General features: G+C 69.8%; 20 protein-coding genes. 17 read left to right on the top strand and 3 right to left on the bottom strand.

What is annotated here, in order from left to right; all coding sequences use genetic code 11:
• Positions 1–10 precede the first annotated feature (10 nt).
• The 3 genes from nadA to nadC are packed head-to-tail and all read left to right on the top strand — an operon-like array spanning position 11 to position 3,482.
• Positions 11–1,048: a quinolinate synthase NadA gene (nadA, locus tag QM693_RS13000; RefSeq protein WP_005247541.1), complete on the top strand. Its 1,038-nt coding sequence runs from the start codon at positions 11–13 to the stop codon at positions 1,046–1,048.
• Entirely contained in the window at positions 1,045–2,613 is a 1,569-nt protein-coding gene (locus QM693_RS12995) for an L-aspartate oxidase (RefSeq protein WP_283352536.1), read from the top strand. The genes nadA and QM693_RS12995 overlap by 4 nt, the downstream gene beginning before the upstream one ends.
• Positions 2,613–3,482 (top strand): carboxylating nicotinate-nucleotide diphosphorylase, encoded by an 870-nt coding sequence (nadC, locus tag QM693_RS12990; protein ID WP_283352535.1) that lies wholly within the window; start codon positions 2,613–2,615, stop codon positions 3,480–3,482. Before QM693_RS12995 ends, nadC begins: the two co-directional genes overlap by 1 nt.
• 50 nt (positions 3,483–3,532) lie before the next feature.
• On the opposite strand, the gene QM693_RS12985 is transcribed toward nadC, so the two are convergent.
• Together QM693_RS12985 and QM693_RS12980 are read right to left on the bottom strand one after the other, a co-directional pair.
• Positions 3,533–4,162, bottom strand: a complete 630-nt coding sequence (locus QM693_RS12985; protein WP_164062963.1) for a LysE family transporter — start codon at positions 4,160–4,162, stop codon at positions 3,533–3,535.
• Positions 4,163–4,199: 37 nt separating this feature from the next.
• Positions 4,200–5,477 carry a glycoside hydrolase family 1 protein gene (locus tag QM693_RS12980; RefSeq protein WP_283352534.1) on the bottom strand — a complete coding sequence of 426 codons (1,278 nt, stop codon included), beginning with the start codon at positions 5,475–5,477 and terminating at the stop codon, positions 4,200–4,202.
• 87 nt (positions 5,478–5,564) lie between these two features.
• On the opposite strand from QM693_RS12980, the gene QM693_RS12975 reads away from it, so the two are divergent.
• The 14 genes from QM693_RS12975 to QM693_RS12910 all read left to right on the top strand — a co-directional run bounded on the left by QM693_RS12975 (position 5,565) and on the right by QM693_RS12910 (position 17,022).
• Positions 5,565–7,508 (top strand): acyl-CoA dehydrogenase family protein, encoded by a 1,944-nt coding sequence (locus tag QM693_RS12975; RefSeq protein ID WP_283352533.1) that lies wholly within the window; start codon positions 5,565–5,567, stop codon positions 7,506–7,508.
• A gap of 111 nt (positions 7,509–7,619) precedes the next feature.
• Positions 7,620–8,681 (top strand): zinc-binding metallopeptidase family protein, encoded by a 1,062-nt coding sequence (locus QM693_RS12970; RefSeq protein ID WP_283352532.1) that lies wholly within the window; start codon positions 7,620–7,622, stop codon positions 8,679–8,681.
• Between the two features lie 105 nt (positions 8,682–8,786).
• Entirely contained in the window at positions 8,787–10,109 is a 1,323-nt protein-coding gene (hisD, locus tag QM693_RS12965) for a histidinol dehydrogenase (protein WP_005247527.1), read from the top strand.
• Positions 10,106–11,248, top strand: a complete 1,143-nt coding sequence (locus tag QM693_RS12960) for a histidinol-phosphate transaminase (protein ID WP_283352531.1) — start codon at positions 10,106–10,108, stop codon at positions 11,246–11,248. The genes hisD and QM693_RS12960 overlap by 4 nt, the downstream gene beginning before the upstream one ends.
• Positions 11,245–11,859 carry an imidazoleglycerol-phosphate dehydratase HisB gene (gene hisB, locus QM693_RS12955; RefSeq protein WP_005247522.1) on the top strand — a complete coding sequence of 205 codons (615 nt, stop codon included), beginning with the start codon at positions 11,245–11,247 and terminating at the stop codon, positions 11,857–11,859. The genes QM693_RS12960 and hisB overlap by 4 nt, the downstream gene beginning before the upstream one ends.
• 13 nt (positions 11,860–11,872) lie before the next feature.
• Positions 11,873–12,025 (top strand): CG2302 family histidine operon protein, encoded by a 153-nt coding sequence (locus QM693_RS12950; RefSeq protein WP_007297398.1) that lies wholly within the window; start codon positions 11,873–11,875, stop codon positions 12,023–12,025.
• On the top strand, positions 12,025–13,206 hold the full coding sequence (locus tag QM693_RS12945) for an MFS transporter (RefSeq protein WP_283352530.1): 1,182 nt from the start codon (positions 12,025–12,027) through the stop codon (positions 13,204–13,206). Before QM693_RS12950 ends, QM693_RS12945 begins: the two co-directional genes overlap by 1 nt.
• Before the next feature lie 9 nt (positions 13,207–13,215).
• Positions 13,216–13,851, top strand: a complete 636-nt coding sequence (gene hisH / locus QM693_RS12940) for an imidazole glycerol phosphate synthase subunit HisH (protein ID WP_283352529.1) — start codon at positions 13,216–13,218, stop codon at positions 13,849–13,851.
• Positions 13,848–14,105 (top strand): hypothetical protein, encoded by a 258-nt coding sequence (locus tag QM693_RS12935; protein WP_283352528.1) that lies wholly within the window; start codon positions 13,848–13,850, stop codon positions 14,103–14,105. The genes hisH and QM693_RS12935 overlap by 4 nt, the downstream gene beginning before the upstream one ends.
• Before the next feature lie 19 nt (positions 14,106–14,124).
• Positions 14,125–14,859, top strand: a complete 735-nt coding sequence (gene priA, locus QM693_RS12930) for a bifunctional 1-(5-phosphoribosyl)-5-((5-phosphoribosylamino)methylideneamino)imidazole-4-carboxamide isomerase/phosphoribosylanthranilate isomerase PriA (RefSeq protein ID WP_005247511.1) — start codon at positions 14,125–14,127, stop codon at positions 14,857–14,859.
• Positions 14,860–14,868: 9 nt separating this feature from the next.
• A complete protein-coding gene (locus QM693_RS12925; protein WP_280782513.1) occupies positions 14,869–15,702 on the top strand; it encodes an inositol monophosphatase family protein in 834 nt (277 codons plus the stop codon).
• On the top strand, positions 15,699–16,472 hold the full coding sequence (gene hisF / locus QM693_RS12920; protein WP_005247506.1) for an imidazole glycerol phosphate synthase subunit HisF: 774 nt from the start codon (positions 15,699–15,701) through the stop codon (positions 16,470–16,472). Before QM693_RS12925 ends, hisF begins: the two co-directional genes overlap by 4 nt.
• Positions 16,469–16,813, top strand: a complete 345-nt coding sequence (gene hisI / locus QM693_RS12915) for a phosphoribosyl-AMP cyclohydrolase (RefSeq protein ID WP_061044217.1) — start codon at positions 16,469–16,471, stop codon at positions 16,811–16,813. Before hisF ends, hisI begins: the two co-directional genes overlap by 4 nt.
• A gap of 29 nt (positions 16,814–16,842) precedes the next feature.
• Positions 16,843–17,022 carry a tautomerase family protein gene (locus tag QM693_RS12910; RefSeq protein WP_005247502.1) on the top strand — a complete coding sequence of 60 codons (180 nt, stop codon included), beginning with the start codon at positions 16,843–16,845 and terminating at the stop codon, positions 17,020–17,022.
• 1 nt (position 17,023) lies between these two features.
• Here QM693_RS12910 and QM693_RS12905 read toward each other — a convergent pair whose 3' ends face one another.
• Positions 17,024–17,533, bottom strand: a complete 510-nt coding sequence (locus QM693_RS12905; RefSeq protein ID WP_105413693.1) for a MarR family winged helix-turn-helix transcriptional regulator — start codon at positions 17,531–17,533, stop codon at positions 17,024–17,026.
• Between the last annotated feature and the right edge of the window lie 61 nt (positions 17,534–17,594).

Raw genomic sequence — 17,594 nt, 5'->3', positions numbered from 1 at the left:
GGAGCAAGCCATGACGACCACGACGTTGTGGGCGGGTACCAACCCGCAGATTCAGGACGGTCCCGGCGGTTACGCGGGCGTCGAGGCGAGCGAAGAGTGGGCTGCCGAGATCAAACGGCTGGCGCGTGAGCGGGGAGCGACCCTCCTCGCGCACAACTATCAGTTGCCCGCCATCCAGGACGTGGCCGACCACGTCGGCGACTCCCTCGCGCTCTCGCGCATCGCGGCCGAGGCCCCCGAGGACACCATCGTGTTCTGCGGCGTGCACTTCATGGCCGAGACCGCGAAGATCCTCAGCCCCGCCAAGACGGTGCTGATCCCGGACGAGCGCGCCGGCTGCTCGCTGGCCGACTCGATCAACGCCGATCAGCTGCGGGAGTGGAAGGCGGAGTTCCCCGACGCCGTCGTCGTGTCGTACGTCAACACGACCGCCGAGGTGAAGGGTCTGACGGACATCTGCTGCACGTCGTCCAACGCCGTCGACGTGGTCGCGTCGATCGACCCCGACCGTGAGGTCCTGTTCCTGCCCGACCAGTTCCTCGGCGCACACGTCAAGCGCGTCACCGGCCGCAAGAACATGCAGATCTGGGCGGGTGAGTGCCACGTCCACGCCGGCATCAACGGCGACGAGCTCACCGCGCAGGCCAAGGCGCACCCCGGTGCCGAACTGTTCGTGCACCCCGAATGCGGCTGCGCCACCTCGGCTCTCTACCTGGCCGGTGAAGGGTTCGTGCCCGAGGACAAGGTGAAGATCCTGTCGACGGGCGGGATGCTCGACGCCGCCCGCGCGACCGGGGCCAAGCAGGTTCTCGTGGCCACCGAGGTCGGAATGCTGCACCAGCTGCGCAAGGCCGCGCCGGAGGTCGACTTCCAGGCCGTCAACGACCGCGCGTCCTGCCCGTACATGAAGATGATCACCCCCGCGGCCCTGCTCCGCTGCCTGCTCGAGGGCAAGGACGAGGTTCACGTCGATCTCGCGACCGCGGAGCGTGCCCGCAAGTCGGTGCAGCGCATGATCGAGATCGGAAACCCGGGCGGCGGCGAGTGAGCAGCCCGGCCCGGGGGATTTCCTGGGAAGAGCACGCCGACCTCGTGGTCGTGGGCGGTGGGGTGGCCGGACTGACGGCCGCCCGCACCGCCTCGCTGCGCGGACTGACCGTGCTCACCGTCAGCAAGGGCGGGGCGACGGACACGGCGACGCAGTATGCGCAGGGCGGTATCGCGGTGGTGGGTGACGCCGTCACCGATTCGGTGGACTCGCATGTCGCCGACACGTGCGAGGCCGGGGTGGGCCTGTGCGACGAGGACGCCGTGCGGTCGATCGTCGCGGGCGGCCGTGATGCCGTGGCCGCGTTGACCGATCTGGGCGCGGTGTTCGACCGCGGCCGCGACGGCGCCGTCTCGCGCACCCGCGAGGGCGGGCACAGCACCCGGCGGATCATTCACGCCGGCGGGGACGCCACGGGCGCCGAGGTGCAGCGCGCCCTGGGTGCCGCCGGGCTTCCGGTCCTGTTCGACAGTTGCGCCGTACGGGTACTCACCGATGCGCGCGGCGTCACCGGCGTTCTCGTGGATTCGCCGCGCGGACTCGGCGTCGTTCACACACCGGCCGTCCTCCTGGCCACCGGCGGACTCGGGCAGCTGTACGCCTGCAGCACCAATCCGCCCGGAGCCACCGCCGACGGCGTCGCTCTCGCGCTGGACGCAGGCGCGGCCGTCGCCGATCTCGAGTTCGTGCAGTTCCACCCGACCGTCCTGTTCACCCCCGGCGGTCTCGGACGGCGTCCGCTGATCAGCGAGGCCGTCCGCGGCGAGGGGGCGATCCTCGTCGACGCCAACGGCGAATCGGTGACCGCGGGTGTGCATCCGCGCGGCGACCTCGCCCCCCGCGACGTCGTGTCGCGGGCGATCGCGTCGAGGCTTCGGGAACTGGGTCACGACCACGTCTACCTCGACGCGCGTCACCTGTCCGGCTTCGCGCAGCGGTTCCCGACCGTGACGGCCTCGTGCCTGGACGCCGGGATCGACCCGCGCGAACAGCTGATCCCGGTCGCGCCCGCCGCGCACTACTCGTGCGGCGGAGTGGTCACCGACGTCGACGGGCGCACCGCCGTCCCCGGCCTCTACGCCGCGGGCGAGGTGGCCCGCACCGGGCTGCACGGAGCGAACCGGCTGGCCTCCAACAGTCTTCTCGAAGGCCTGGTGGTCGGCGAGCGGGTCGGCGCCGCGGGCGTCGAACGCGCCGGCCTCCGCGTCGAGGCAACCGACCCCGAGCGGCGTGCCCGGCCGTCCGCACCGCGGGAACTGGTGCAGCAGTTGATGACCGCCAACGCCTCCGTCGTCCGGGACGGCACCGGACTCGAGGCGGTGGCCGCCGCCCTGGCCGGCGCGACGCGCACGGTGCCCGAGGGTGAGACCGCGCTCGAAGACGCCGCGCTGACCCTGACGGCGTCCGCACTGGTACTCGCCGCCGCGGCGCGGACCGAAAGTCGTGGATGCCACACCCGCAGCGACTACCCGCAGACGTCCGACGAGTGGCGCCGCAGCACGCACGTGCGTCTGCGCGACGGCGAACTCGAGCTTCTCGAACCCCAACTGACAGGAGTGCTGTGATGTCCGACCATGTCCTTCCCGACGGTCTGGACGCGGACGAGGTGCGTGCGCTCGTGCGTCTCGCCCTGGACGAGGACCTGCGGTACGGACCGGACGTGACGTCGTCGTCCACGGTCCCGGCCGACGCGGTGGCCAAGGCGTCCGTGGTCTCCCGTGCGCACGGCACCGTCGCCGGCCTCGACGTGGGACTGCTGGTGCTCGACGAGGTGATCGGGGCGGGCCGCTACCAGATTCTCGACCGGGTCGCCGACGGTGCCCGGGTCGTGCCCGGCCAGGCCGTGCTGACGGTCACCGCGCCCACGCAGGGTTTGCTCACCGCGGAGCGGACGATGCTCAATCTGGTGTGCCACCTGTCCGGCATCGCCACGGCGACGTCCGCCTGGGTGGACGCGGTCGAGGGCACCGGCGCGAAGATCCGCGACAGTCGCAAGACGCTGCCGGGACTGCGCGGCCTGCAGAAGTACGCCGTCCGGGTGGGCGGCGGCGTCAATCACCGCATGGGGCTCGGCGACGCGGCCCTGATCAAGGACAACCACGTCGCGGCCGCCGGTTCGGTGGTGGCGGCGCTGCGGGCGGTGCGCGCGGCGGCACCGGACATCGAGTGCGAGGTGGAGGTCGACAGCCTCGAGCAACTCGACGAGGTGCTGGCCGAGAACGTCGAACTGGTGCTGCTCGACAACTTCCCGCTCTGGCAGACGCAGATCGCCGTGCAACGCCGTGACGCGAACGCCCCCGGCACCAAGCTGGAGTCGTCGGGCGGTCTCACGCTGGACGTCGCGGCCGAGTACGCCGGAACCGGAGTCGACTACCTCGCGGTCGGTGCGCTCACCCATTCCGTCACCGTGCTGGATCTCGGCCTCGACATGTGACCCCACCCGTGAGTACTTATCAACCGCCCGCGGTTGATAAGTACTCACGGTCAGACGGCGCGGCGCACCGTCGCCAGGAACGTGGCCGCGACGAAGAACAATCCGGAGAACGTCCGGTTGGTGGCGCGCTGCTGGCGTGGTGACCGCATCAGCCGCAGGACCTTCGACGCCAGCCCGGTGTAGCCGGTCATGACGACGACATCGACCGCGATCATGGTGGCGGCGATGATCAGGTACTGGGGGAGCAGGGGCGCCGACGGGGTGATGAACTGTGGGAGCACCGCGAGCATGAAGACGACGGCCTTCGGGTTGCTGGCATTGACCAGGAAGCCGCGCAGGGTCATCGCGGGACCGCTGGTCTCGGCGACCTCGCCATCGACGCCGGACACGTCGGTCGCACTCGCCCGCCACTGGCGGATGCCGAGATACACCAGGTACGCGACGCCGAACCACTTGATCACCGTGAACGCGAGTGTCGAGTTCGCGAGCAGCGCCCCGAGTCCGGCGGCGACCACCGCGATCTGCAGCAGCAACCCCAGCTGGAGACCCGCGATGTTCCAGTAGCCCCGACGCAACCCGAACCGCATCCCCGTGGCCATCGACGCGATCGCGCCGGCCCCCGGGGACAGACTGATCACGCACGAGGCCCCGAGCACTGCACACCACATCTGCCACGACACCAGGTGATGGTACGTCGCGCCCCGGGCGGCACCCGTTCTACGGGGGATCGGTGCAGCTGAGGGGCGGATTCACGAGGGAACAGAGTGCGGCAGGGCGTTCGGGTCCGTAGCCGGGCGGGAGCCCGTTCGCGACGAGGTCCCGGTAGGTGGTCACCGCATCGGTCGGTCGGCGGGTGAGGGTGGGATCGGTCAGCGCGTCGACGGTGAACAGGCCGAACCGGGGACGGTACGTGCCCCACTCGTAGTTGTCGGTGATCGACCAGTAGTTGTATCCGATCACCGGGGCGCCGTCCGCGCGTGCCCGCTCCAGCCAGTAGACGTGATCGCGGAGATGATCGGACCGGGTGTAGCCGTCCGGGCGCGGTGTCCCGTCGTCGGTGGGCATGCCGTTCTCCACAACGTACAGCGGTAGTCCCGGAAATTTTCCGGTGTACCGCATCAGGGCGTGGTAGATGCCGTCCGGTTGGGGGTTGATGTCGTAGAAGGCGTCGGTGACCGCATGTGCCGCGGTGAGGTTGTCGGGGGAGAGGCCGTAGTAGTAGTCGATGCCGAGGAAGTCGAGCTTGTCGCGGATCCGGTCGACGAAGGTGGCGTCGAGCGCGTCCATGGCGGCCGGGACGTATGCGAGGTTGCTGCTCACCCGGGCGCCGGGGTCGTTCTCGTGGACCAGGTCGTAGGCGCGGCGGTGGACCTCGACGAGCCGGTCGAGCATCTGCGGGGCCCGGTCGGGGGTGATGCCACCGAACGTCAGTTCCTTCTGCACGTACACGGTCGGTTCGTTGATCGTGATCCAGAGCGCACCGAGACCGGAATAGCGCTCGATCACTTTCTGCGCGTTCGCGAGCCAATAGTCGACGGTGTCCGGCTCGGCCCAGCCGCCCTGATCGGCGACCCACCCCGGATACACCCAGTGGTCGAGGGTGATCATCGGGGTCATGCCGCGGCTGGTGATCTCGTGGACGACGTCGTCGTAGTACCGCAGTTCGGTCTCGTCCCACACGCCCGGGGCGGGCTGCAGGCGGGCCCATTCGACGCCGAACCGGAAGACGTCGACACCCAGGTCCGCGGCGCGGGCGATGTCCTCGGTGTACCGGTGACGGAAGTCGACCGAGTTGCCGATCGCGTCGTGGGTCCGTCCGGAGTCGGAATACCGCCGCCAGTTGCTGTCGGGTGAGGAACCCTCCGATTGGAACCCGGACGTCGCCACGCCCCACAGGAAGTCGTCGGGGAGAGGGGCGGCGTGCGCCTCGGTCGCTGGGGCCAGCAAGCACAACAGAACCGCGCCGGCGCCCAGGAGTCGCGAGGGAGTCCGCATCGGCCGAAGAGTAGCGGAAACGCTGTCCCGAGTGCGCCGATTGGGTGATACTGGTGAGTAGGACTACCCGCCAGTAGGAGGCGCGTCATGGTCGATACCTCAGCTCCGAAGGTCACCGAGGAAGAAGCACGAGCGGTCGCGGAGGAGGCGAGGGAATCCGGCTGGGACAAACCCTCCTTCGCGAAAGAACTGTTTCTGGGACGGTTCCGGCTGGATCTGGTTCATCCCTTCCCCCGCCCGGCCACCGAGGACGCCGCCAAGGCCGAGGAATTCCTCATTCGCCTCCGTGCCTACTGCGAGGAGATGGACGGCAGCGTCATCGAGTCCCAGTCGCGCATTCCCGACGAATACGTCCGCGGTCTCGCCGACCTCGGGTGCTTCGGCCTGAAGATCTCGGAGGAGTACGGCGGCCTCGGACTCTCGCAGGTCGCGTACAACCGGGCCTTGATGCTCGTCGCCTCGGTGCATCCGAGCCTGGGCGCCCTGCTGTCCGCGCATCAATCGATCGGCGTCCCCGAACCGCTCAAGCTGGCCGGCACTCCCGAGCAGAAGCGCGAGTTCCTGCCGCGCTGCGCCCGCGGCGCCATCTCCGCCTTCCTCCTCACCGAACCCGACGTCGGTTCCGACCCCGCGCGGCTGGCGTCCTCCGCGACCCCCATCGAGGGCGGTGCCGCCTACGAGCTCGACGGCGTGAAGCTGTGGACGACCAACGGCGTCGTCGCCGAACTGCTCGTCGTCATGGCGCGGGTACCCAAGAGCGAAGGCCACCGCGGCGGCATCTCCGCCTTCGTCGTCGAGGCCGACACCCCGGGCATCACCGTGGAACGGCGCAACGCGTTCATGGGACTGCGGGGGATCGAGAACGGCGTCACCCGCATGTACAAGGTCCGCGTTCCCGCCGAGAACCTGATCGGCCGGGAAGGCGACGGACTCAAGATCGCGCTCACCACCCTCAACGCCGGCAGGCTGGCGATTCCGGCGATGTGCGCCGGGGCCGGGAAGTGGTCGCTGAAGATCGCCCGCGAATGGTCGGGCGTCCGCGTCCAGTGGGGCAAGCCGATCGCCGAGCACACTGCCGTCGCCAACAAACTGTCGTTCATGGCCGCGACCACCTATGCCCTCGAGGCCGTGGTGGACCTGTCGGCGCAGATGAACGACGAGGGTCGCAACGACATCCGGATCGAGGCGGCGCTCGCCAAGTTGTGGTCGTCCGAGATGGCCTGCGTCATCTCCGACGAGCTGATCCAGGTCCGCGGCGGTCGCGGGTACGAGACGGCGGCGTCGCTGGCCGCCCGCGGTGAACGCGCGGTGCCGGTGGAGCAGCTGGACCGCGACCTGCGCATCAACCGGATCTTCGAGGGCTCGAGCGAGATCATGCGGCTGCTGGTCGCGCGCGAGGCCGTGGACGCGCACCTCACGGCGGCGGGCGATCTCGCGGACCCGCACGCCGACACCGGTGCGAAGGCCCGCGCGGCCGCCAAGGCGAGCGGTTTCTACGCGAAGTGGCTGCCGCAACTCGTGGCAGGCAAGGGGCAGGTGCCGACGTCATACAGCGAATTCGGCGTCCTGGCCAAGCACCTGCGGTTCGTCGAACGGCACTCCCGCAAGCTGGCCCGCTCCACGTTCTACGGGATGGCCCGGTGGCAGGCGGCGCTGGAGAAGCAGCAGGGCTTCCTCGGCCGGGTCGTGGACATCGGCGCCGAACTGTTCGCGATGTCCGCCACGTGCGTCAAGGCGGAGATGCAGCGCGAGGAGAACGAGGCCGAGGGTGCGGCCGCCTACGAACTCGCCGACGTGTTCTGCCGGCAGTCGGCGCTGCGGGTCGAGAAACTGTTCGACGGTCTGTGGCACAACACCGACGACGTGGACAAGCAGGTCGCGCACTCGATCCTCGAGGGACGATATGCGTGGCTGGAGCGGGGAGTGGTCGACCCCAGCGAAGGCACCGGTCCGTGGATCACCGAGTGGACCCCCGGCGCCTCCACCGAGGAAAACCTGGCGAGGAGGTTCCTGCACTCCACCCGCCTCTAGGCCCTCGGGTTCGGCGCCCCGGCTCGGCGGTACCCTCCGAGGAGACGCGCACACCAGCGTGGCACCCGCCTGCGTTCTCGGACGCGGGCGGGACGAGCCGAGGGAACACCAGTGCGTAGCTTCATGTGTCGCAAATGCGGCCAACGACTGTCGTTCGAGAACAGTCTCTGCCTGAAATGTGACAGCGCCCTGGGATTCCACCTGCCGAGCCGGTCCATCGTCGTCCTCGACGGCGCCGACCGGGCGGAGGTGGACGGCGAAACCTGGGTGCGGTGCGCGAATGCCGGCACGGCGAAGTGCAACTGGCTCGTCCGGAACGACGACGTCCAGAGCCTGTGCACGTCGTGCCGGTTGACGCGGACGCGTCCCGCGGACGGTGACGACGAGGGCATGGCCGCGTTCGCGACCGCCGAGACCAACAAGAGGCGGGTCGTTCTCGAACTCGACGAGCTCGGTCTCCCGATCGTCCCCAAGTTCGAGGACCCGGGCACCGGGCTGGCCTTCGACCTGCTGTCGAGCGCACGGACCCGGGTGGTGACCGGGCACGCCGGCGGGGTGATCACCCTCGACCTGGCCGAGGGCGACGACGTGCACCGGGAACAGCTGCGCGTCGAGATGGACGAGCCCTATCGCACGCTCGTCGGCCATTTCCGGCACGAGATCGGGCACTACTACCAGGTGATGCTGATCCGGGGCGACGCCGAGCGCGCCCGGTTCGAGGAACTGTTCGGGGATCCGGACCAGGACTACCAGGCCGCGCTGAAACGCCACTACCGCGAGGGCGCGCCGAAGGGCTGGGGCCGACTCTTCGTGTCGTCCTACGCCACGATGCACCCCGCCGAGGACTGGGCGGAGACCTTCGCGCACTACCTGCACATCCGCGATGCCCTCGACACGGCGGCAGCCTTCGCGATGGCGCCCGCCGGAGCGACGACGAGCAGTGAACTCAGTGGTGACGTGGGGTTCGACCAGATCATCGACTGGTGGCTGCCGCTGTCGTGGGCGCTCAACCAGATGAACAGGTCGATGGGCCACCACGACCTGTATCCGTTCGTGCTTCCGGCCGCGGTGCTGGAGAAGATGCGGTTCATCCACTCGCTGATCCAGCCCGCCCCGGTGTGGGACGAGCCGGCACCGGTGCCGGCGGAAACCCGGTCGGCCGCCGACCGGTGAAAATGGGGTGCGCCTATCCTGGATAATCGGTGTCGAGCCCTGTTCTCCGCGAACAGTCCGCTCGTCCGAGACACCGTGTCCCGACAGTCGCAGAGAGGACCTCTCATGCTCGCCCGCACCGACCTTCGTGGTCGTACCCCTTCCACGGCCGAACTTCGCGCCGCACTTCCTCGAGGTGGAGTGGATGTGGACGCGGTCCTGCATCAGGTTCGCCCCGTCGTCGAGGCGGTCCGTGAGCGCGGCGCCGACGCGGCGCTCGAGTTCAGCGAGAAGTTCGACGGCGTCCGTCCCGCGCAGGTGCGGGTGCCGCAGTCCGAGTTGGACCGCGCGCTCGGCGAACTCGATCCGGCCGTCCGCGCCGCCCTCGAGGTCGCGATCGAACGCACCCGCAAGGTCCACGCCGACCAGCGCCGCACCGACACCACCACCGAGGTCGTCCCGGGCGGCACCGTCACCGAACGGTGGGTGCCCGTCGACCGCGTCGGGCTGTACGTCCCCGGCGGCAACGCCGTCTACCCGTCCAGCGTCGTGATGAACGTGGTCCCGGCGCAGGCCGCCGGTGTCCGGTCCCTCGTGGTGGCGTCGCCGCCGCAGTCCGAGTTCGGTGGTCTGCCGCACCCGACCATCCTCGCCGCGGCCGCCCTGCTCGGCGTCGACGAGGTGTGGGCCGTCGGCGGCGGTCAGGCTGTCGCCCTCCTCACCTACGGCGGCAGCGACACGAACGGCGCCGAACTCGCCCCCGTCGACCTCATCACCGGCCCCGGCAACATCTACGTCACCGCCGCCAAGCGCCTCTGCCGCGGACTCGTCGGCATCGACGCCGAGGCGGGCCCCACCGAGATCGCGATCCTCGCCGACCACACGGCCGACCCGGTACACGTCGCCGCGGACATGATCAGCCAGGCCGAGCACGACGTGATGGCCGCGAGCGTGCTCGTCACATCCAGCGTCGAACTCGCCGACGCCGTCGACACGGCGCTGGCCGCGCAGCTCGAGATCACCAAGCACAAGGAGCGCGTCACCGCCGCGCTGTCCGGCACGCAGTCGGGCACCGTCCTGGTCTCCGACGTCGAAGCCGGACTGCGGGTGGTCAACGCATACGCCGCCGAGCACCTCGAGATCCAGACCGAGAACGCCACCGCCGTCGCCGCGAAGGTGACCAGTGCGGGCGCGGTGTTCGTCGGCCCGTGGGCGCCGGTCAGCCTCGGCGACTACTGCGCCGGGTCCAACCACGTCCTGCCCACCGCGGGCTGCGCCCGGCACTCCTCGGGTCTGAGCGTGCAGACGTTCCTGCGCGGCATCCACGTGGTCGACTACTCCGAATCGGCGCTGAAGGAGGTCTCCGGCCACGTCATCACCCTCGCGAACGCCGAGGACCTGCCCGCGCACGGTGAGGCCGTGCGGCTGCGGTTCGAGGCGCTGCGGTGACCGCGGCGAATGCGCCGGGTTCGTCGATCGGGGTGGACGCCCTGCCGATCCGGGAGAATCTGCGTGGCAAGTCGGCGTACGGGGCGCCGCAGCTGACCGTCCCGGTCCAGCTGAACACCAACGAGAACCCGCACCCGCCCACGAAGGCGCTCGTCGACGACGTCGCCGAGTCCGTGCGGGAGGCCGCGCGGGAACTGCACCGCTACCCGGACCGTGATGCGGTGGCACTGCGCACCGACCTCGCCGCGTACCTCGTCCGCCAGACGGGGGTGCCGGTGACGGTCGACAACGTGTGGGCGGCCAACGGGTCCAACGAGATCCTGCAGCAGCTGCTGCAGGCGTTCGGCGGTCCCGGTCGCAGCGCGATGGGCTTCGTGCCGTCGTATTCGATGCACCCGATCATCGCGGACGGCACCGAGACCGAGTGGCTGCCGATCTTCCGGCGCGCCGACTTCGCGCTCGACGTGGACGCCGCGACCGCGGCGATCACCGAGCGCAGGCCCGACGTCGTGTTCGTCACCAGTCCCAACAACCCGACCGGGCACAGCGTCGGCATCGCGGAACTGCGCCGGGTCCTCGACGCCGCACCGGGCATCGTGATCGTCGACGAGGCGTACGCCGAATTCTCCGACGCGCCCAGCGCTCTGACGTTGATCGACGAGTACCCGTCGAAGCTGGTGGTGTCGCGGACGATGAGCAAGGCGTTCGCGTTCGCCGGTGGCCGGCTCGGATACCTCGCGGCCGCACCGGCATTCATCGAGGCGCTGCTCCTGGTCCGGCTGCCGTATCACCTGTCGGTGGTCACGCAGGCCGCTGCCCGCGCGGCGCTTCGGCACGCGAACGAGACGCTCGCCAGCGTGCACGCGCTCGCCACGGAGCGGGTGCGGGTGTCGAAGGCATTGGAGGACGCGGGGTTTAGCGTCATCCCCAGCGACGCGAACTTCATCCTGTTCGGTGAATTCACCGACAGTGCCCACGCCTGGCAGGCCTACCTCGACCGCGGAGTGCTCATCCGGGACGTCGGCATCCCCGGGTACCTGCGCGCCACCGTCGGTCTGGCCTCCGAGAACGACGCCTTCATCGTGGCGAGCGACGAGATCGCCGCCACCGAACTCACCAGCTCAGGAGACCGAGGATGACCGACCGCATCGCCCGCGTGGAGCGCACCACCAAGGAATCCAGCATCACCGTCGAACTGAACCTCGACGGCACCGGCATCGTCGACGTCTCCACCGGGGTCCCGTTCTTCGATCACATGCTGACCGCGCTCGGCTCCCACGCGAGTTTCGACCTCACCGTCCACGCGAAGGGCGACATCGAGATCGAGGCGCACCACACGGTGGAGGACACGTCGATCGTGCTCGGCCAGGCGCTCGGTCAGGCGCTCGGCGACAAGAAGGGCATCCGCCGGTTCGGTGACGCGTTCATCCCCATGGACGAGACGCTCGCCCACGCATCGGTCGACGTGTCCGGTCGTCCGTACTGCGTCCACACCGGCGAACCCGAACACCTGCTGCACGCCGTCATCGGCGGCTACCCGGGCGTGCCGTACGCGACGGTGATCAACCGGCACGTGTTCGAGTCGATCGCGCTCAACGCGCGAATCGCCCTGCACGTGCGGGTGCTCTACGGACGCGATCAGCACCACATCACCGAGGCCGAGTTCAAGGCCGTCGCCCGCGCACTACGCGAGGCGGTCGAACCGGATCCCCGCGTCACGGGTGTGCCGTCCACCAAGGGCAGCCTGTGATCCGGGCGCATTCGTGAGTGTCGTCCTCGTCTACGTCCTGTTCATCGCCGCGGGGATCGCGGCGGGCGGGGCGTACTCCATGTGGAAGTTCAACAAACTGGCCTCGGGCGTGCTGCTGGCACTGGCGGTGCTGGCAGCCGTGGCAGGCGTTCTCAGGTTGATGTAGTGCCCGTCGCAGTGGAGCCGCGCCGCGGCCTGCTCCGCACCCGCGGCATGCCCGCCGCGATGGTGATGGGCGCGGCGGCGTTCGGCGGCTGGGCGGTGCTGCTGCCCGTGGTGCCGCTGATCGTCTCGCTGTCCGGTGGCTCCGACACGCTCGCCGGCAGCGTGACGGCCGTGTTCATGGCCGCGACCGTGATCACCCAACTCGGTGTGCCCCGGCTCCTGCGCAGGTGGGGGCATCGCTGGGTGCTCGCCGCCGGCTGCATGCTGCTCGGGCCGCCGTCGCTGCTCCTCCTCCTGTCGACCGAGGCGATCCCGGTGCTGGCCGTGTCTGCCGTCCGGGGATCGGGCTTCGGCATGCTCACCGTCGCCAGTAGTGCGCTGGTCGCCGAACTCGTTCCCCGCGAGGTGCTCGGCCGGGCGACGGGTGCGCAGGGAATCGCGGTGGCCGCCGCGCAGATGGTCGGGCTGCCCGCGGGGCTCGCGATCATGCAGCACTGGTCCGCGACCCCCGTCTTCGTGATCGGCGCCCTCATTCCCGCCTTCGCGGTGCTCGCGATCGCGCGCCTCCCCGCGATCCACGCCCCCGCGGATCGCGCGTCGCAGGGCCGCATCCCGCTCGCGGTCCTACTCACGCCGTGGCTCGCGATCGCGATCTCCGCGGCCGCGTTCGGCGGCCTGTCCAGCCTGCTGCCCATCGCGATCTCGGAGCGGGCCTCGCTCGCCGGGGTGATCCTCGCTGTCTCCAGCGGTGCGACGCTGATCGGGCGATACGCCGCGGGATCGTTCTCCGACAGGCTTGGGGTGGGCCGCGCCCTGGTTCCCGCCCTGACGTTCGTGTGCCTCGGCCTGGTGCTGTTCGCCGTCGCGGCGGCGACGAGTGCGCCGGTGCCGCTGCTGGTGTGCGCGGCCCTGGCCTTCGGATTCGGATTCGGGGCGGTGCAGAACGAGTCCCTCGTCATGATCTTCACCGCCGCGGGACCGGCTCGTTTCGGCTCGGCGAGCGCCGGATGGAACATCGGGTTCGACGCCGGAACCGGTTTCGGTTCCCTGGCGCTCGGAGCTGTCGCGTCGGCGGCCGGGTACTCCTGGGTGTTCGCGGTCGCGGCGACGGCCGTCGCGGTGGTCCCGGCCGCCGGGATGATCGTCGGCCGCGCCCTCGGGCGTCGTGCAGCCGCCGGATAAGGTTGTGTCATGACCGTCTCCACGATTGCCGTCCTCGATTACGGCTCCGGCAACCTGCATTCGGCCACCCGCGCTCTGGCCCGGACCGGCGCGCGCGTCGAGGTCACATCCGATCACAAGGTCGCACTCGCGGCCGACGGTCTGGTCGTTCCCGGCGTCGGCGCCTTCGCCGCGTGCATGGAGGGACTGCGCGCGGTCCGCGGGGAGCGGATCATCGGTCAGCGTCTGGCCGGCGGACGGCCGGTCCTCGGGATCTGCGTCGGCATGCAGATCCTCTTCGAACGCGGAGTCGAGTTCGGCGTCGAGGCGGAAGGCTGCGGCGAATGGCCCGGCACCGTCGACCGGCTCCAAGCCGACGTGCTGCCGCACATGGGATGGAACACGGTCGAGGCCCCCGACAACAGCACGCTGTTCGCCGGCATCGATCCCGACACCCGGTTCTACTTCGTCCACTCGTACGCGGCCCAGTCCTGGGACATGCCGACACCGGAGCGGCTGGCGCCCCCCGCCCTGACGTGGGCCGACCACGGCGGCAAGTTCCTCGCCGCCGTCGAGAACGGCGCGCTGTCCGCCACCCAGTTCCACCCCGAGAAGTCCGGTGACGCGGGCGCGGAGCTGCTCCGGAACTGGGTTCGCAGTCTGTGACCGAGCCCGGGGACGGGCGCGGCGACCTGTCGATCGGCAGGCTCGCCGTGTACGCGATGGGCGCGGCCACCGCGGTGCTGGTACTCGCCACCGCCATCATTCTGGTGGTGAAACCGGGCCCCGTCCTTGGGGTGATCGTCGGACTGCTCGGTGTCGCAGGTGCGATCGCGGCCATGGGCTTCGTGTCGAAACGCATGACCCGCAACGCGTACGGTCCCGATCCCGAGGACCCGGAGCCGGGTTCCGACCGCTGAGCGACTAGGGTTGTCGCACGTGAGCCTGGTCCTTTTGCCTGCTGTAGATGTCGTCAACGGTGAAGCTGTTCGCCTCGTCCAGGGGGAGGCAGGAAGCGAGACCGGATACGGCTCGCCTCGTGATGCCGCCCTCGCATGGCAGAACGACGGTGCCGAGTGGGTGCATATCGTCGACCTCGACGCCGCGTTCGGTCGCGGCTCGAACCGCGAACTCCTCGCCGACGTGGTGGGCGAGCTCGACGTCCAGGTGGAACTGTCCGGTGGGATCCGCGACGACGCGTCGCTCGAGGCCGCACTGGCCACGGGCTGCGGCCGCGTCAACCTCGGTACCGCCGCCATCGAGAACCCCGAGTGGTGTGCCCGCGCCATCGCCAAGTACGGCGAGAAGATCGCCGTCGGTCTCGACGTGCGCCTCGTCGACGGTGAATACCAGCTCCGCGGTCGCGGCTGGGTCACCGAGGGCGGAAACCTGTGGGAGACGCTCGCCCGGCTCGACAAGGACGGCTGCTCCCGGTACGTCGTCACCGACGTCAGCAAGGACGGCACCCTCACCGGCCCCAATCTCGAACTCCTCGCGCAGGTCTGCGCGGCCACCGACGCTCCCGTGGTGGCCTCGGGCGGCGTGTCCACCATCGACGACCTCCGGGCGATCGCCGGGCTCGTCGATCAGGGGGTCGAGGGATCCATTGTCGGCAAGGCGCTGTACGCGGGGCGGTTCACCCTCCCCGAGGCGCTCGCCGCGGTCTCGGGCTGAGTTCCCGCCATGGCCCTGTCCCGTGATCCCCGGGAGCTCCTCGCCGTCGCCAGTGAGCTGCTCGACGGCGTGCACAACCGGTTCGTCTCGGGCGTGGGTGCGCCCAGCGCCGTCCACAAGGGTCCCGACGACTTCGCGACCGCCGTCGACCTCGAACTCGAGAAGCGGCTGACCGGCGAACTGCGCGACCGGACCGGCATCGACGTGCACGGCGAGGAGTTCGGCGGCCCCGACCTCGGCAGCGGACCCGTGTGGGTGCTCGACCCGATCGATGGCACGTTCAACTATTCGGCCGGTCTGCCCACGGCGGGCACGCTGCTCGCGCTGCTCGACGACGGGGTTCCCGTTCTCGGTCTCACATGGCTGCCGCTCGTCGGGCGCCGGTATGCGGCCGTCGCGGACGGTCCGCTGCTCGAAGGGGGCACGCCCCTGCCTGCGCTCGGTCGCACGTCGCTGGCGTCGTCGATCGTGGGCTTGGGCGCACTGAACATCGACAGTCGCGGGCGCATCCCCGGCGCGTACCGGCTGCAGGTCCTCGCGCAGCTCAGCCGGGTGTCCTCCCGGATCCGGATCCACGGATCCACCGGCGTCGACCTCGCGTTCACCGCGGCCGGAATACTCGGTGGCGCGGTGGTGTTCGGCCACAATGCGTGGGACAACGCTGCCGGCGTCGCGCTGGTGCGCGCTGCGGGTGGTGTGGTGACGGATCTCGGCGGCAAGCCCTGGACCGTGACGTCCGACTCGGTGCTCGCCGGAGCGCCCGGAGTGCACGGCGAAATTCTCGATATCCTCGGATCACTGGGTGATCCTCGTTCCGAGCCTTCAGGAGGGCGTACGCAATGACTCTGGCGGTTCGAGTGATCCCGTGTCTGGACGTCGATGCCGGACGCGTCGTCAAGGGCGTCAACTTCGAGAACCTGCGGGACGCGGGTGACCCCGTCGAGCTGGCCGCCGCATACGATGCCCAGGGAGCCGACGAGCTCACGTTCCTCGACGTCACCGCGTCCACCGCGGACCGGGGCACCATGCTCGACGTGGTGAGCCGGACGGCGGAGCAGGTCTTCATCCCGCTCACGGTCGGCGGCGGTGTCCGCACCGTCGAGGACGTCGACCGGTTGCTGCGCGCCGGTGCCGACAAGGTCAGCGTCAACACCGCCGCGATCGCCCGGCCCGAGTTGCTCCGCGAACTCAGCGAACGCTTCGGCTCCCAGTGCATCGTGCTGTCGGTCGATGCGCGGACCGTGCCGCAGGGTCAGCCCGACACCCCGTCGGGGTGGGAGGTCACGACGCACGGCGGCAAGCGCGGCACCGGTATCGACGCGGTCGAGTGGGCGGTCCGCGGCGCCGAACTGGGTGTCGGGGAGATCCTGCTCAACTCGATGGACGCCGACGGCACGAAGGCCGGTTTCGACCTGCCCATGATCCGGGCGGTGCGCGCCGCCGTGCACGTGCCGGTGATCGCCAGCGGGGGAGCGGGCGCCGTCGAGCACTTCGCACCCGCGGTCGGCGCCGGCGCGGACGCTGTCCTGGCGGCCAGTGTCTTCCACTTCGGCGACATGACGATCGGCGACGTGAAGAAGTCCATGCGTGAAGAAGGGATCACCGTCCGATGAGTCTCGACCCCGCCATCGCGTCACGGCTCAAGCGCAACGAGGCGGGACTGTTCAGTGCTGTCGCGCAGGAACGGTCGACGGGCGACGTCCTGATGGTGGCGTGGATGGACGACGAGGCCCTCGCGCGCACCCTCGACACCCGCAAGGGCACGTACTACTCCCGGTCCCGTCAGCAGTACTGGGTGAAGGGCGAGACGTCGGGTCACACGCAGTACGTCCACGAGGTGCGGCTCGACTGCGACGGCGACACCGTGCTGCTCGTCGTCGACCAGGAGGGGGCGGCGTGCCACACGGGCACGCACACCTGCTTCGACACCGACGTGCTGCTCACTGCGGAGTAGCGCACCGGCACTCGGGCAGAATGTTCGCCATGCCACTCATTCAGATCAGCCAGACCCCCGGGCTCACCGCCGAGCAGAAGCGCGCCACGATCGAGGCCGTCACCAAGGCCTACGCCGACGCGACGGGCAAGGATCCCGCGAAGGTGTGGGTGACGATCACCGAGGTCCCGCGCGACAGCTGGGGTGTCGGCGGGACGCCGCTGGGGTGAGTCAGGCTCTGCCGGTGCCTGACGCGATGCTCTTGTCGAGTTGGGTGAGCATGGCGCCGGACAGTTCGGACAGCTGACGGACCTGTTCGGCGGACAGTCCGTCGAAGATCAGTGAGCGAACGGATTCGACGTGCGGGGGTGCGGCCTCGACTACTTTGGCCATGCCTTCGTCCGTGAGGACGGCGTCGGAGCCGCGGCTGCCGCGGATGCTTTCGCGGCGCACCCAGCCGGCTTTTTCCATCTTGGTGATGACGTGCGACAGCCGGGACAGTGACGCGTTGGCGCGCTGGGCGAGCAGGGACAGCTGGAGGCGCCGGTTGGCTTCGCCGGACAGCGAGGCGAGGACGAAATACTCGAAGTGGGTGAGTGCCGAGTCGCGTTGGAGCTGGGTGTCCAGTGCGGCGGGGAGCCGGGTGACCAGGGCGATGAGGGTGAGCCAGGCCTCCTGCTGCTCTGCGTCGAGCCATCGGGTGCCGGGTTCTGCGGGCTTGCCCTCGTCGTTCCCACTCATCAGTGCTGTCCTCCATCCGTACGTCGATCCACGCGTGCAGCGTGTTCAACATAGTTAGCAC

It is taken from the genome of Rhodococcus sp. IEGM 1305 (assembly GCF_030058635.1).
GTDB classification, from domain to species: domain Bacteria; phylum Actinomycetota; class Actinomycetes; order Mycobacteriales; family Mycobacteriaceae; genus Rhodococcus_F; species Rhodococcus_F opacus_D.
The sequence above is the reverse complement of the archived record's forward strand: the minus strand, read 5'-3'. Positions and strand labels throughout refer to the sequence as shown.

Bases quoted from the DNA above. Each gene is read 5' to 3' on its own strand.
- QM693_RS12925 (WP_280782513.1), top strand. From the start codon at position 14,869: ATGGCCCTGTCCCGTGATCCCCGGGAGCTCCTCGCCGTCGCCAGTGAG.
- hisD (WP_005247527.1), top strand. From the start codon at position 8,787: ATGCTCGCCCGCACCGACCTTCGTGGTCGTACCCCTTCCACGGCCGAA.
- nadA (WP_005247541.1), top strand. From the start codon at position 11: ATGACGACCACGACGTTGTGGGCGGGTACCAACCCGCAGATTCAGGAC.
- QM693_RS12905 (WP_105413693.1), bottom strand. From the start codon at position 17,533: ATGAGTGGGAACGACGAGGGCAAGCCCGCAGAACCCGGCACCCGATGG.
- QM693_RS12980 (WP_283352534.1), bottom strand. From the start codon at position 5,477: ATGCGGACTCCCTCGCGACTCCTGGGCGCCGGCGCGGTTCTGTTGTGC.
- hisF (WP_005247506.1), top strand. From the start codon at position 15,699: ATGACTCTGGCGGTTCGAGTGATCCCGTGTCTGGACGTCGATGCCGGA.
- hisB (WP_005247522.1), top strand. From the start codon at position 11,245: ATGACCGACCGCATCGCCCGCGTGGAGCGCACCACCAAGGAATCCAGC.
- QM693_RS12910 (WP_005247502.1), top strand. From the start codon at position 16,843: ATGCCACTCATTCAGATCAGCCAGACCCCCGGGCTCACCGCCGAGCAG.
- nadC (WP_283352535.1), top strand. From the start codon at position 2,613: ATGTCCGACCATGTCCTTCCCGACGGTCTGGACGCGGACGAGGTGCGT.
- QM693_RS12975 (WP_283352533.1), top strand. From the start codon at position 5,565: ATGGTCGATACCTCAGCTCCGAAGGTCACCGAGGAAGAAGCACGAGCG.
- hisH (WP_283352529.1), top strand. From the start codon at position 13,216: ATGACCGTCTCCACGATTGCCGTCCTCGATTACGGCTCCGGCAACCTG.
- hisI (WP_061044217.1), top strand. From the start codon at position 16,469: ATGAGTCTCGACCCCGCCATCGCGTCACGGCTCAAGCGCAACGAGGCG.